General features: G+C 67.5%; 10 protein-coding genes and 1 tRNA gene. 1 reads left to right on the forward strand and 10 read right to left on the reverse strand.

Annotation, left to right across the window (positions count from 1 at the left end; all coding sequences use genetic code 11):
- Positions 1-960, reverse strand: a 960-nt coding sequence (locus tag ACFFNX_RS24375) for a PspA/IM30 family protein (protein WP_378206593.1), incomplete at its 3' end; no start/stop codon positions are given.
- Between the two features lie 14 nt (positions 961-974).
- Complete coding sequence (locus ACFFNX_RS24380) at positions 975-1,238, reverse strand: transposase (protein WP_378206596.1); 264 nt, start codon at positions 1,236-1,238, stop codon at positions 975-977.
- Positions 1,239-1,388: 150 nt separating this feature from the next.
- Here ACFFNX_RS24380 and ACFFNX_RS24385 point away from each other — a divergent pair, with 150 nt between their 5' ends.
- A complete protein-coding gene (locus tag ACFFNX_RS24385; protein ID WP_378206599.1) occupies positions 1,389-1,604 on the forward strand; it encodes a hypothetical protein in 216 nt (71 codons plus the stop codon).
- A gap of 9 nt (positions 1,605-1,613) precedes the next feature.
- Here ACFFNX_RS24385 and ACFFNX_RS24390 read toward each other — a convergent pair whose 3' ends face one another.
- The 8 genes from ACFFNX_RS24390 to ACFFNX_RS24425 all read right to left on the reverse strand — a co-directional run.
- Positions 1,614-2,408 (reverse strand): SCO6745 family protein, encoded by a 795-nt coding sequence (locus ACFFNX_RS24390; protein ID WP_378206602.1) that lies wholly within the window; start codon positions 2,406-2,408, stop codon positions 1,614-1,616.
- Positions 2,409-3,097: 689 nt separating this feature from the next.
- Positions 3,098-3,172 (reverse strand) — tRNA-Lys (locus ACFFNX_RS24395).
- A gap of 543 nt (positions 3,173-3,715) precedes the next feature.
- The gene (locus tag ACFFNX_RS24400) at positions 3,716-4,294 is read right to left on the reverse strand and encodes a hypothetical protein (RefSeq protein ID WP_378206605.1); all 579 of its coding nucleotides are present in this window, start codon (positions 4,292-4,294) and stop codon (positions 3,716-3,718) included.
- Positions 4,278-6,389, reverse strand: a complete 2,112-nt coding sequence (locus ACFFNX_RS24405; protein WP_446678524.1) for an RHS repeat-associated core domain-containing protein — start codon at positions 6,387-6,389, stop codon at positions 4,278-4,280. The genes ACFFNX_RS24400 and ACFFNX_RS24405 overlap by 17 nt, the downstream gene beginning before the upstream one ends.
- A 214-nt stretch (positions 6,390-6,603) precedes the next feature.
- Positions 6,604-7,872 (reverse strand): outer membrane protein assembly factor BamB family protein, encoded by a 1,269-nt coding sequence (locus ACFFNX_RS24410; RefSeq protein WP_378206618.1) that lies wholly within the window; start codon positions 7,870-7,872, stop codon positions 6,604-6,606.
- 78 nt (positions 7,873-7,950) lie between these two features.
- Positions 7,951-8,145 (reverse strand): hypothetical protein, encoded by a 195-nt coding sequence (locus ACFFNX_RS24415; protein ID WP_378206610.1) that lies wholly within the window; start codon positions 8,143-8,145, stop codon positions 7,951-7,953.
- Between the two features lie 1,448 nt (positions 8,146-9,593).
- The gene (locus tag ACFFNX_RS24420) at positions 9,594-10,517 is read right to left on the reverse strand and encodes a TauD/TfdA family dioxygenase (protein WP_378206613.1); all 924 of its coding nucleotides are present in this window, start codon (positions 10,515-10,517) and stop codon (positions 9,594-9,596) included.
- Positions 10,514-14,376: non-ribosomal peptide synthetase (locus ACFFNX_RS24425; protein ID WP_378206615.1), on the reverse strand; the 3,863-nt coding region annotated here is incomplete at its 5' end. The genes ACFFNX_RS24425 and ACFFNX_RS24420, both read right to left, overlap by 4 nt.

The raw sequence follows: 14,376 nt of genomic DNA on the forward strand, positions 1-14,376 counted from the left end.
CGGGGCATGCCACCAAGGTGGCATGCCCCGAACACTCACGAAGCGAAATCCCCAACATGATCTAGCTATGTAGTACAAGGGCTTGTTCGACCGCGGGCGATTCAGCTCGACCAGTCGGGTGGCGCCTGCCTGAATCTCCGCCTCCTCGCCTGGAAAGTACTCAGAGAGGAACGCCACCATGTCGTAGCTGGTGAAGTCCTCGTCCTGGAGCTGGAGTTCCGCCCGGGCCAGCGGCAGCGCCTCGTCGTACCATTCCTCCCAATCGTCGCGGCCGATTCCCACGACCAGCAGCACTGCGGTGTCCGGGGACTCGGCCGCGAACAAAAGGCGTAGATCGGCTGTCACAAGCCGCAGCTCGTTGATTTCAGGCGTCTTATCGATCCCCAGCTGCTGTTCCAGGTCGTCGGCGGCCTGCAGCAGTTCGTCGGTGGCGGCCTGGGCGGGTGCCAGGTCATCGGCCGCCAGACCGGGCACGTGCGTCTCGCCGAGAGCCGCGAACGCTTCGTGGATCTCCCGCTTGGCCCGCGCCGCGGTGTAGCCGGCCTTGACGGCCTCCTTGCGGGCACGGAACGCATCCACCCTGGCCCGAAGGTGCTGCGCCGACAAGGTGGCCTGTTCCTCCTCCGCCGCCAACTCCTCATACCGCCGGCGCGCGCCGGCGAGAGCCTCCTGATCAAGACCGCCGCCGCCGATCTTCAGTTCCAGTCGTTTGCGTGCGGTCGCCAGATCAGCGAGGCTCCGGCGAACCCGCTGAAGCAGTTCGAGCTGGCGTTGGTAGGAATGATCCAGCGCGATCAGGGGATGCCGAGCGCGGAGCAGGGATTCCACCGGGGTGACCAAAGGTGCCCCTTGCCCGGAGCCCTCCTGAAACAGCACCGTCACGGCCTCGCCGACCACCCGGCCCACCTGATGATCTTCAGCCAGCACAGTCGCCAGCCAATCCCGGACCTCGGAAGACATACGAACCCGATAACTCATCCGCTCCCCTGCCAACTCCTCCACACGGTGGCACGAACAAACCGACGCGACAAGCCGGAAGCGATGCGCGCGCGGACGATGGCGACGGCTTTCAGACAACGCGCTGAGAGTACGCTCTTGGCGCCGTCGCGGTCCTGAACGCTCGCGGCGCACACCATCACCGTGATCAGTAGGCCCAGGGGGTCGGTGATGATGAGCCGTTCACGGCCGTTGACCTTCTTACCGGCGTCGTACCCGCAGGTGTCGCCCCCGGACGGCATCGGCGCCTTTCACCGATTGAGAGTCGACGATCCCCGCGCTGGGCTGCGAGTCCCGGCCGACGGCCAAGCGCACCTGTTCCCGCAGCGCATTCGCCATCGTGGTCACCTTCTGGGCTTCCCACCTGGGAAGTCAGCCGGCAAGAGCATCCTGTGCGCACCACGTACAAGACGGCGTCCACCACCGCGCGGCGTGAAGGGAGGCCCCACGCGCTGCCGAGCCGTCCGGACCTTCGTCTCCATGCGCTCACCCCCGACGACGTGCACGTCCAGGTCCTGCACGGCGCGATCGACAGCGACGTGCTCACCGCCGTCACCAAGCAGGGTCTCGAGCCGGCCGGGAACCACGATGGCGGTTGCGTCGCCTGACGTGTCCGCTCAGTCGTCAACGGCCTGTGCCGCGGCGGCGATCGGCTCGAGTCCGGCGATCAACTCGTCGAGTTCGTCCACGTTGAGCACGTCGTACGCCGGCGCCGCCAGTTCGTCGGTCAGGGTCTCGATCTGCTCCTTGGTCTCCCGGCCGGCGTCGGTGAACCCGCCGTCGGCGTCCACGAGGCCGCGGTCGCGCAGCCCGTCGACGACAGCGGCCAGCTGCGCCTTGGGCAGGTGGTGGATCCGGCCGAACTCCTCGGCCCTCATTCCGAGGGAGAGAGCGAGGAGGACGTGGGCCTCGGTGCCGCCGATGCCGTGGGTCAGGAGAGCGGCGTTGTGGCCGTCCCCGCGGTGCTCGCGCAGCAGCGTCGCCGCGTGCCAGAGTCTGGCCACCGGCTCCTCAGGCACCACCAGCGCCCGAAGCCCGGCGTACAGCGCTCGGCCCTCGGCCGGCGCGCTGACCGCTGCTCGGGTGCCGAGGTCGGCGACGCGTACCAAACCGAGGGAGTCGGCGAGCTCCCCGATCCTGTGCCGCAGCGCGGTGGCGCTGCCCCGCTCCCGTACGGCGATCGCCTCCTGCGGGGTGGTCTTCCCCCAGACCCACGGAATGTGGCGCGCCACCTCGCCGTCGGCGAAGTTGTAGAAGACCGCGTGCACCACCTCGGCCGGCGCCGTCCCCAGCGGCGCGGCCCGGCCCGCGAAATATCCGTCCCAGTAGTTGCGCATGCCCAGGGCCAGGAACGCCTCGTTCGGCACCTCGGAGAAGGTGACGGTGGCGATCGGCTCGATGAGCTCGGACATACGGTGGACCTTGGCCTGTGGGTGCGGCATCGCCGACATCTCCTGGAGTCGTGTCAGCCCCCTGATGGGCGGCCTCTCACCCTCTCTACGAACAACGCGGCCCGGATCCGACAACTCCAGTCGATTCCGCCGGGCAGCGTCGAGTGTCACACGGACTCGGTCGCTGCCCGGTTGCCGTGGTCTGATCGCCGCTTGGGCCAAACTCACGGTTGTCCCGACTTGCCCGTCCCCGAAGGCGGGTGAGGTACCGGATGCGATGGTCGACCATATCCGCCTGGAACTGGACGAGGACGCGGCCCCGGTGCATTCCTCCCCGCGTACGGCCGAGTCGCATCGCGCGATGGTCCGCACCCGATCGGGTGTAGCGCGGACCCCAGGGAAACCCCACAAGATCGCCGTTCGCATGCTCGGTCCGACGGGCCGGGCAGACCTTCTGATCGGCCCTCGCCCCCGGGGGCCTACGGCGAGTCCGGAACGCGGTCTGCGATCGCCGAGCTCGGTAACGGTCCGCAACACCGTCGGGGACGCACCGGCCCCATCGAAGACCAACTCGAGCTCGCCCAGCCGCACAGTGGCCCGCCGACCACAAAGTCTCAAGATCATGACATTCGAGCGCCCACGGGCGGCAAACTACCCCAAAACACACTGGGCACTCCCGACAGCGTCGGGAATGCCCAGATCAGCACGGGTGCGCCGCCAGGGGATTGAACCCCGAACCCGCGGATTAAGAGTCCGCTGCTCTAATATCGGATCAATGCTCTCGCTGTCAATCTATGCTGGTTTGTCCGCGACTCCGATGATTCAGCTGCCGAATCATGTCGCCAGGTGACGGCATGTATCGCGGCTCACGAGCACCCAACGAGCGACCACCGTTCCACTGCGGGGGCATCTGCTGATCAACGAGGCGGGCCCGATGTTGGGCATGCTTGCCCTGCCCGAAATACAGCGGGCCGCGTTTGCTGGTCACGAGCTGGATTAACTACAGGCATGACGCATGAATCATGATCATGCAACGCTGAATGGGTCGCCTGCAGCGAGAGCACCTCGACCAGATGAGTGCGACTTCCTCGATGCCAGCCTTGCGCGACGTAGCATTGACGGTCGACCCGGGGGTGAAGAGCGAACTTGGCGCTGCCCCAGATGTCGGCACCGAGTCGGCCATCAGCGCCAGCAGGATCAATGGGTCGTAAGCGACCGGGACAAGGTTGTCGCGAGGACCACACCAAGCCCGCTCTTCTTCGTGGGACATGACACGGCTTAGCACCCATTACGAGCAGGTCCGTTGATTCGCCGTGTAATCATTCGCTCTACTCGTGCGGCAATTGATCCAGCGACGCGTATTGAAACACGCGTAGCTCCGACGGCGAAAAGGCAGGTAGCACGGGGCACTGCAGGGTTCCGCTCAGAATCCCAACGAGGAAGTCAACGATGCCGCCGTCGAAATGCCACCATGTACCGCCATCGGTAACGACGATTGTCCAGCGATTTGGATCAAGATCAGTTAGCCATAGTAGGGTGTCTCCGTTCTGCGTCGCCCCCCAAGGAAACAATCCGCCAGGATCCGGATAGAACGGGTATGGCTCTGCTTCAACTTCTCGACCAAAGTCATCTTCTACATAGATGAAGCCGAGATCTTCCACAAGTATGCGGAGTCCTTCGAGAGTTTCCTGGCATTGCCGCAGCATCGCCGACACCTCAGCTGGCATGCCTAGGTGATTAACAGCGAGAAAAGCATCGACCTCCAGCATCCCGTACCGCGCCGCCAGCTCCTTATAATCCTGCGGGAATACTAGGCCAGAAATCCTTTCAAGCGTCGGCCAATCAACCGGCGGCGGGACTGCGGCAGGAGGACCAACAATCACCTCAAGATCAGCAAGCACTGCCACTCAAAACCCTCCCTTGAACCTTATTTTCCAAACACGCATCGATATTTAGCCCCGGAGTCCCACCCGGACCCGTACCCGTGGCCGTGATGTGAATCGCCGACGCCATTGCCCCTCCTCCCGACCTATAGACCAACGAGACATGATAGTCGACGCGCTGTCGAGCTTTTACGGCGGCCTTCACCCGGTTTTCAATGACGCGCATCGGTGGCGTATTGATTGTATGAATACAGGTGAAGAGATTATTCGGATCGTACCCATCACCACCCAGCTGCTTCGCAATCAAATGACACCGGTCATATTTATAATTGCCGCCCAACCTAGGGTTAGTCGACTTACCGTCTTCATCGGGGAGCGGGAATCCCGGCGGGAATACATTCGGGTCGGCTTTCCGTCCGCCATTGAGATCGCTTGGCCTGCAGTATCGGGCGTTGGCACCTTGGGGGAGGCCGCCTACCCATGTATCGATATTCTTATATGGGGTGCAGTTATCATCGTCATTGTTATCGATCGGGATTCCGCCACCTCCACCACCTGTGGTGGGGTCGGCAAATGGGAGGTCAACCGGCGCGGGATCGATGACTGGTTTACCGTCAATGGTTGGGGTACCTGGTGGAAGGTCCTTAGGCTTGGTGGGCTCGTGGTCGCGCTGGTAATGCGGTTCTAGCTTCGGGAGTTTCGGTACGAAGCAGTGGTGGTTGTGGGCGCAGGGGTCTGCTGGCGGTGGTGGCGGCGCAACGATTCCGATCGCTCCGGCTCCTGCTCCTCCTGCTCCGCCAAGCCCGCCGACGCCAACGAAGCCGAGACAGGCCCAGCATGTATTCCGCTGCTTTGGGGTCGTTCCTCTTCTTGGCATGAGCTCAAGCCCAGAGGAAGATGATCCGCCGCCGGAGCTGGGGTTGTTGCACCGCGGATAGCACACGTCGTCGTTGCGCAGCTGGCCCTGAATGTGATCCCAAAAGACACAGGCTGGGGCGGCTAGTTCACAAATACCTCTTCTGGCGATGCACCCCCAGCTCCAGTCGAATATTGAGCAGTGTCCAGTGGGGTCGGTTGCGTCTAGGGGATCGCCAGTGGCGTATGTGTAGGGGTTAGCGTTGGCCGAGTTGGATGTGGGGTCGTTGACGATTGTGTCGCGGCTGGTGAAGTTTCCGGCTATGGGGTTGTACCAGCGGGCGTGCATGTTGACTTGGCCGGTGTCAGGGTCGGTGTAGCCGGATTGGTAGCCGATGGCGGGTTGGTCACCGGTGGTGGCGGTGATGTTGCCGTAGGGGTCGTAGCTGGTGGATCCGTTAAGGGCCGATGTGGCCGGGTCAAGTGCGGCGATTAGATCGTCATGGTTCTGGTCGGTGATCGCGGCGCTGTTGTGGCCGTTGTCCGCTACGCCGATGAGGTCTGCGTTGGTATCGCGGCTGTAAGTGGAGCTGCCGTCGGATGCTAGATCGTTTCCTACGCCGCTGTAGGCGAGGTCTGTGCTGTTCCGCTGGATCAGCCGGTTCAGCGCGTCGTAGGTGTAGGTCGTCGAGCCAGCGTTGGTGAGTTGGTCGAAGGCGTCGTTGGTGTAGGTCGTGGTCTGGCCGGCAGTGGTCTTGGACGCGGTGGTGCCGCGGGGGGTGTAGCTGTAGGTGGCGGTGCCGTCGGTGGTGAGGCGGTCGCGTTCGTCGTAGGTGAAGGTGTGGGTGCCATCGGAGGTCAGGTTGCCGGATGCGTCGAAGGTGTAGTTCGTGGTTGTGGCGCCGGCGGTTTGGCTCTTGAGCCGTCGGGCCCAGTCGTAGGTGTAGTTGGTGGTGCCGGCTCCGGCGTAGCCGGTGGTGGTCTTGGTCTGGATCTGGTGCTCAGGGTTGTAGACGTAGTTCGTCGAGGCGATGGTTTGGCCGGCGGGGTTGGTGATGGTGTCTGATTGCAGGTTGCCGTTCTGCGCCCATCCGAATGTGCGTGTAGGTCCGCCTGTGCCGTAGGCGATGGTGTTCAGCTGGCTGTTGTTGTTGTAGGCGTAGGTGTCGGTGCGGCCGGTGATGGGGTCGACGGCTGTGGCGAGACGGCCGTCGGTGTCGTAGCCGTAGGTGGTGTTGCCGGAGGCGTCGGTGCGGCCGGTCATAGCACCGTCGGCGTTGTAGGCGAAGGAGGAGTCCCCGGAGGGGCCGGTAGCAGTGAGGAGGAGACCGCGGTCGTCATAGGCGAAGTCGTCTTCCCCGGCGGGGGTAGCGGCGGCGCCAAAAATGTGTATAGGAATGTGTATAGGCATACGATCGGCGCCTCTTGAGCACATGCAAGGGCCGCCTACTAAGAGGCCGCCTATCGGCTCTGGCCGGCTAGAACCGGATGAAGTCGAAAGTGATCTCGTCTGCGGTTCCGGAGTGGACCACGGCTGCCCAGTCATCCCCGAGGCCGGCTATCCAGCCGGGGAAGCGCCCGAGCCGCTGCCCGGAGTCGGCGTCGTAGATGAGCACATGCGGCCGGTCGCCGGTGGCGCCGGTGACCGCGACGAGGCGGTCGGTGACGACGGTCCTCCAGCTCGCCGACGTACCGGACAGCCCGGGGTCCGGGGCCGACCAGCGGGTATGGCCGGTGCCGAAGTCCAGCAGCGCGAGCCCGCCGCGATCGGTGAACCGGCGTACCAGGATCGATCGTCCGTCCCCGTCGACCGGGGCGCCGGATGCGTGCGCCGCCCACACCGTGCGGCCGGTGGCCAGGTCAATCATCTGTGGCGTGCCGTGTGAGGTGGAGGCGGCGAACCGGCTGCCCGCGCCGATCATGTTCATTCCTGTCGTGCGCGGTGCCAGGTCCTTCGCGCACTCCCCGGCTTCGTCTTGACCGCTGAAGGCGGCCCCGGCCCATCGCCTGCCGCCGGTGACGGCGTCGACCGTGGTGATCGTGACCGTGCACATGTCATCGCCGTCGGGTGGATCGTTGTCGGTCGTGACCAGCGTGCGGCCCGCGACGAACCCGTGCCATCCGTGTGCGCGGATCCGTCCGTCAGTCAGCCGTCCGGTTCTGACGTCGAGCGCCCGCGTCGCCCCGTCGGATGCGGTGACCGCAAGGTAACGGTCGACCGGCGGGGCGGCCGGCGGCCGTGTGCCGATGAACTCGTCGGCGTCGCCGAACGCATAGTCGGCACGGGTCCGCCAGCGGACGGTCCCGTCGTCGACGTCGCGGCGGGCAACGGAGCAGTTGCCGTGATCGCCCGCGCAGTCGCGGGTGTAGACCGAGTCCGCCGTGACAAGGGTGTCGTCCGATTTTTCAATTCGCCATTTGGTGGCGCCGGTGGCCGGATCCAGCACCTCGAGCGGGCCGCTTTTGCTTGCCTTGATGACGACGAGGCCGGCCGCGATGGAGTAGGAGTAGTCCTCGCCGACGTTGCGTCGCCACACCGGTCTGCCGGCCGCACGGGTCATTCCCACGATCGTGTTCTCGCCGGGTACGACGATGACTTCACCGACCGCCGCGACGGGTTTGTCGCCCACCCCGATCGGCATGGTGACGGACCACCGTGCCGGCGGTCCTTCGCGCGGATCGCTCGCTGGGGTGTCGGAGAAACGGAAAAGGACGACGACTCCGAGAGACAGCAGAACGATCGTCATCAGCACGATCACGGTCAACCGTCCGATTCGGACCTCATGAGCCGTAGAAATCGCGAACCTCCGGTCAAGCGTGGGCAATCAGGCGACGTCAGGTTCAACGCTCTCTATGGGGAACAAGCCTAAACCAGGCCGACTTCGGGCGAACGCCTTGCCGATGTTTTCGGCTCCCTCCGTGATGACCGGGCCGTGGCGGTACACCGACTCTGTCACCACCATGCTCCCGTGGCCGACCAGGCGTGAGATCGGCTCGATCGACGCGCCGTTGGCCAACATCAGGGATACATTGTCCGATTCGCATGGCCAGCGTGGGGCTTGGCCTGCAGGCGGGGTGGGCCGCCTACCTCTGCTGCCTACTGCGAATACCGCTGAGATACTCTGCCCGGTCACACGGGCGCCGGAATTCCTTCGCGAGAAGGCACCGGCTGTTCGCGAGCTACGGCACCACTTCGCCCAGCGCCGAATGAGCTCTTCTGCCGATGTAAGGACGTTCTGGTCGTGCTTACGTCGATGACCAGCGGCGCGGACGGAATCCGGCCGAGTTCGCGGGGGTGGATCGGTTCCAGGCCGAGGCGTTCGGCTTCCCCTCGCACGTGCTGGCGGGCGTCGACGAAGCTGATCCGCGCTGCGCCGAGGGCCTGGGCGGTCAACCCGGCGTAACGAGCGGTGCTGGCGCTGTAGGGGGCGGCACGTCAGGCCGGAAATTGAGGACCTTGGCGTGCGGGTCCCGTGCGAGCAACTGCGGCAGGTGAGGAGCGATATGCCGGTAGCCGTCGCAAACGGTGTCGGCCGCGGCCGGGTCGATCTCCTCAGGGAGTGACACGAGCATCGCGTCGGCGTACGGAACCGCCGGCAAGTCCGAGTGGGCCCCACCCCAGTGGCCGCCGATCGGCCCGAATCTGATGAGGGCGGTCTGAACTGGCCCCACCTGGATCTATGCCGGAGACGTCATGTCGGTCTGAACCAGCGCCGAATCCGCCGCAGGCGGTGTAGAGGTCGAGCTGGTAGCCGTTGGTGGCATCGCCGACGATTGCCGATGAGGTCGGCGATTCCCGTACCGGTAAGGCTGGCATCCCCGGCGGCGACGAGTTGCGTGGGAATGTCTCCGTCGGCGAGGACGAAAAAATTTCTCGCTTGGCGTTTGAGTCTCCAAGTATTGATGGGATCAGGTGCCCACGATGCATACCCTTCTTGAACCCCATGGGAGTTACTTGAGGGTAGGTCGATGGCCCGTTCGCCGGAAAGGCAGGTCGTAGGCGAATTGCCGGTCCTGGTCGCGATTTCAACTCCCGTACCGGTTTGTTTAATTGTGCCGGTGCCGGGTCGTACCGTCGTCTGACGGTCGGTCTCGTGGCATCCGAGCACACAGGCTCAGGCTCCGCCGAATGTGGTGACGCCGACTACATCGATTCCGTCGCACTCGACAATGTCTCTGGCAGACCGAAGGAAGCCGTCGTTGTCGTCGATGAGCGAACACCGGACGGCCATGTATTCAGTACGCAACGTCCCGGCGGCGATCAGCATCCATGCGCCCCCGACGGACCTGCTGCATAGTTGCTCCTCGGTGGCGGGGGCCAGTGGCAGCCCTGCCCCCACCCGCCGGTGCCACCACATGAGACCCGATCGTGTAGTCGGGTCGGCCGGCGAGGTTGAACAGGCGGCGGATACCGCCCTAGGGGGCAGGTCGATCAGGTGTTGAGCGGGGCTGGCCGGGGCTGGGGCGGTCAGGACGAGGGTTCGGCCATCGCTACGGCGATCCGTCGCTTGCCGGTGAACGGTTCGCGTCCGTGCGCGACGAGCATGTTGTCGATGACCAGCAGATCGTCGGGCTCGTAGCTGAACCGGGTGGACGCGGACCGGTACGCGGAGCGTACGTGTTCCACCACCTCGTCCGGGATCGGTTCGCCGTCGCCGTAGAACGTGTTGTGCGGCAGTCCCTCCGCGCCGTAGAGCTCGATCAGGGTGTCCCGCACCGTGTCCGGGAGGCTGGAGGAATGGAAGATCACGATGTGGTTGAACCACACCGGGTCGCCGGTCTCCGGATGGGTGTGCACGGCCGAGCGGATCGCCCGAGTCCGTAGCTGTTCGTCGCCCAGCCAGGTGGGCTCGATGGCCGCGCCGGCGCAGTAGCGCTCGACCTCGGACCGGTCGTCGGTGCCGAAGGCGTGCCGCCAGCGCAGGCCGATGTCCTCCCCGTAGTTGCGCACCAGCATCCATCCGCGCCGGTCGAACTCGTCCCGGACCCGTGGGTCGATTGCCTCGTGGACGGCTCGCGTGGGCGCCAGCGGTGTCGCGCCCTGGGTCTCCGGTGGAGTGACGCAGTGGAAGAACAGGGTCCGCGGCCATGTCGCCTGGTAGCTCATCTCGGTGTGCAGGGGGATCTCCGCGTGCGCCGGGTACTCGGTCGAGGTGTAGACGTTGCCTTTGATCACCTCGCGTGGTGTCGACTGCTCGGTGTACGTGAGTGGCTCACCGGCCAGGGCCCGTACGGCGGCTTCCAGACCATCGGCGTCGCCGATGTCGAAGCCGCGGAACAGGAGGGCGCCGTGGCCGCGCAGCCGTGAGCGCAGGTCACCGCGCTCGGCGCGGATCCGCTCGGTCACGGAGCCGCTCCCCTCGACCAGGTGGGGGAACAGGGTGTCCATCATGTGTCTCCTCCGGGCTCGGCGTCTGGTGCGGGTACGGACGTGGCGAGCCTGGCCAGCGCCTGGTGCCAGCGTTGCGCGACGCGTTCGGCGTCGGCGGTGGCCACCACGTCGTCGAGGTAGGTGACGGTCAGGGACAGCTCGGGTCCGTCGGTGACGAGCGCGGTGAGGTCCAGCGGTACGGCGGCGGGCATCTCGGGGTTCGCCGCGGCCAGGGCGGGCGCGGGGACGAACTCGGGTGCGCGAGTCCATGCCCGGCCGTCTCCTGACCCATGCAGCCGACCGAGGTAGTTGAGCCGGATCTCGGGCCCTCCGGCTCCGGCGTTCCAGGGGTCTGGCCGTCGCGGCGGGCCGTCGCCGATCCCGCCGTACGGCCGGACCGCTCTCTGCCGTGCCGTCCGGCGTGCGGCCTCGGCCGGGTCGGTGCACGGGTCGATCCGGACCGGGTACTGGTCGGTGAACCAGCCGACGGTACGGGTGAGGTCGGCTCCGGGGAGGAGTTCCTCGTACCGGCCGTGGCCCTCCACCCAGACGGGGATCGGCTCGGGGGGTTCCAGGGCGACGGCCAGCGCGCCGAGCAGGAGATCCTGGACGGTGCACCCCAGCTTGGCGGGCGCCGGTCCGAGCAATACCGCGGTCGGTTCCGCGCCCAGGGCGAACGTGCGGGTCCGCTGTCGCGACCAGGTGTCGCGGGCCGGATCGAGGTCCCGTCCTGCGACGACGCGGCGGGGCGTGCTCGCGGTGCCGAGTTCCGGCCCGGTGTCAGGCTCCGGCCCGGTGTCCAGGGCCGGGGCGCGCCGGTGGAGGGCGGAGGCCCACTCGCCGAACCCGGTGATCTCCGGGGTCGGTGCCGGGTCCGCGCCCGCGGTGAGCGCCTCCCAGCCGCGGGCGAGGTCGTCGAGCAGGATCCGCCAGGAGACCCCATCGACGGCCAGGTGATGGATCACCAGCAGCAGCCGGGAGCCGACGGCGTCGGCGTCGGCGTCGGCGTCGGCGTCGGCGTCGGCGTCGAACCACACCGCCTGTACGAGCCGCCCGGAACCGATGTCCAGCGCGTCGACACACTCCGCCGTCACCTGGGCCGCCTGGGAGGTGAAGCCGGGGCCGAACCCGTACGGGACCGCGATCCGGCGCAATGGAGGTTCGGCCGACTCACCGGAGATCCGCAGCGCCGACTCGTCCGGCAGCAGCGCGGCACGCAGCATCGGATGGGCGTCGGCGACGGCGGCCAGGACCCGCCGCAAGGACGGCTCGGTGACGTCGCCCGGCAGGTGCAGGAACGCTCCCTGGGCGAACCGCTCGAACGGTCCCCCTCGGGCCAGGACCGCGCGCATGATCGGTGTCAGCGGTACGGTCCGCGGTCCGGCCGCGGGCCGGGCCGTCTCGGCGAGCGGAGCACGGCGGGCGACCGCGGCGAGATCACCCAGCGTCGGGCGGGTGGCGACGTCGCGCGGCGAGATGTTCCAGCCGACCGCCCGGGCGCGGCGCACCAACTGGATGGAGGCGATGCTGTCCCCACCGAGCGCGAAGAACGAGTCGTCGGGGCCGACGTCGGTGGCCTGGACCAGCTCACCGACCAGCGTGCAGAGGTCGCGTTCGGCGCCTTCGGCCGGGGCCCGCCGGCCCGCCTGGGCGAAGTCCGGCTCCGGCAGTGACCGGCGGTCCACCTTGCCGGCCGGGGTCAGCGGCAGCGCCGGCAGCGCCGTGACCACCGTCGGCACCATGTGCGCGGGCAGCCGGTCGGCGAGCCACTGCCGCAGTTCGCCGGGATCGCCGCTGCTCGCGCACCATGCCACCAGATGGTCCGCCCCTCCCGGAGCCCGGCGCATCAGCACGATCGCCTGCCGGACGCCCGGGTGCCCGGCCAGGGTGTTCTCGATCTCCTCGGGTTCCACTCGCATGCCGCGGATCTTGACCTGGTTGTCGGCGCGGCCGAGGAACTGCAGTGTCCCGTCGGGGCGCCGGCGGGCCAGGTCGCCGGTGCGGTAGAGCCGGGCCCCGTCGCCGCGGAAGGGGTCGGCGACGAACCGTTCCGCGGTCAGTCGCGGGGCGCCCACGTAGCCGCGGGCCAGGGGCAGTCCGCCGATGTAGATCTCGCCCCCGACCCCGACCGGGACCGGTCGCAGGTCCGGTCCGAGGATGTGGATGCGGGTGTTCGGGTTCGGGACGCCTATGGTGACCGCGTCCCGCGTACGGTCCCGGCCGTAGAACTCGTGGGTGACGCCGATGGTCGCCTCGGCCGGGCCGTACCCATGGTAGATCCGGCAGTCCACGGCGGCGCGTAGCCGGGCGAACTGCTCGGGGGTGAAGACCTCGCCGCCGCACCACACGTGCTCCAGCGACTCGGCCAGGGCGGAGAAGCCGTCGAGCTTCACCATGACGTCGAGCATCGAGGAGGTCAGGTACGCGTAGGTGACCCGTTCCCGCCCGATCAGTTCGAGCAGGTACTCCACGTCGCCTTCGCGCTCCGGCTCGGCGATGACGATCCGTGCGCCGGTGGTCAGCGGCAGGAACACCTCGTTCACCGAGATGTCGAATCCGAGCGGCGCCTTGAACAGCCCGGCGTCGCCGGGGCCGAAGTCGAGCCAGGGACGCTGCCAGATCAGGCGCGCGGCGATCGCCCGGTGTCGGATCATCGCCCCCTTGGGCTTGCCGGTGGAGCCGGACGTGAAGATCACGTACGCGAGTCCGTCGGGCAGCGGCCCGCGCAGGTCCTCGGTCCGGGTCCGCGGTGTCTCGCGTGGGTCCCGGACGGTCACCGCCGGAACGTCCCGCGCTCCGTCGGGCGCGTCGGCCCCGTCGGGGACCACGACGGCGGCCGGACCGGCGCCGCGGCAGATGTCGGCGATCCGGGCGGCCGGCCACCCGGTCTCCAGCGGTACGAACCCCGCCCCGGTGCGCAGCACCGCCACCAGTGCGACCACGAGGTCCAGGTACCGGTCCAGGTACACCGCGACGGTGTCTTCCCGGCCGACGCCGCGGTCGGCGAGCCGCCGGGCCAGCACGTCGGCGCGGGCGTCCAGTTCGGCGTAGGTGAGCGACTCCGCGCCCGCGGTGACCGCGACCGCCTCCGGGGTGGCCGCGATCTGCCGGTCCACCAGCCGGGCGAGGGTCAGGTCGGACTCGTCGGCGTCGATTTCGGTCTCGGTACGGTTCCAGTCGGCGAGCCGGGCGTGCTCGGCCGGGTCCAGCACGTCGAGCGTGGCCACCGACGCACCGGGGTCGGCGGTCATGGCCGCGAGCAGGCGGCAGAACCGGTCGGCGATCGTCTCGGCGGTCGCCGGGTCGAACAGGTCGGCGACGTAGCCGAGGTCGAGTGAGAGCCGCCGGTCCGGTTCGCCGCCGGGGCCGGCGGCGAACCGGAAGACCAGGTCGAACTTTGCCGGGTTGGTCCCGCGCCGGATCGGGGTGACGTCGAGGCCCGGCAGGTCGAGCCGGTCCCCGCCGGTCTCCAGGTAGGTGACCATGGTCTGGAACAGCGGATGGTACGCGCCGCGACGCGGCGCCACCGCGTCGACCACCCGCTCGAAGGGCACGTCGGCGTGGGCCAAAGCGTCGAGTGCGGTGTCGCGGACCCGCCGGACCAATTCACCCGTCGTCGGGGCGCCGGACAGATCGTTGCGCAGAACCACGGTGTTGACGAAGAACCCGACCAGAGGCTCCAGCGCGTCGTCGCTCCGCCCGGCGACCGGGATGCCGAGCGGAACGTCGGTGCCGGCGCCGAGCTTGCTCAGCAGCAGGGCCACCGCCGCCTCCAGCACCATGAACTCGCTCGCGCCGCACGCCTCGGCCAGGCCGGCCACTCCGCGGGCGACGGCGCCGGGCAGCGCACGCCGTACGGAGCCGCCGTGCGCCCGCGCGG

The organism is Actinoallomurus acaciae, from assembly GCF_042429965.1.
Lineage (GTDB): Bacteria > Actinomycetota > Actinomycetes > Streptosporangiales > Streptosporangiaceae > Actinoallomurus > Actinoallomurus acaciae.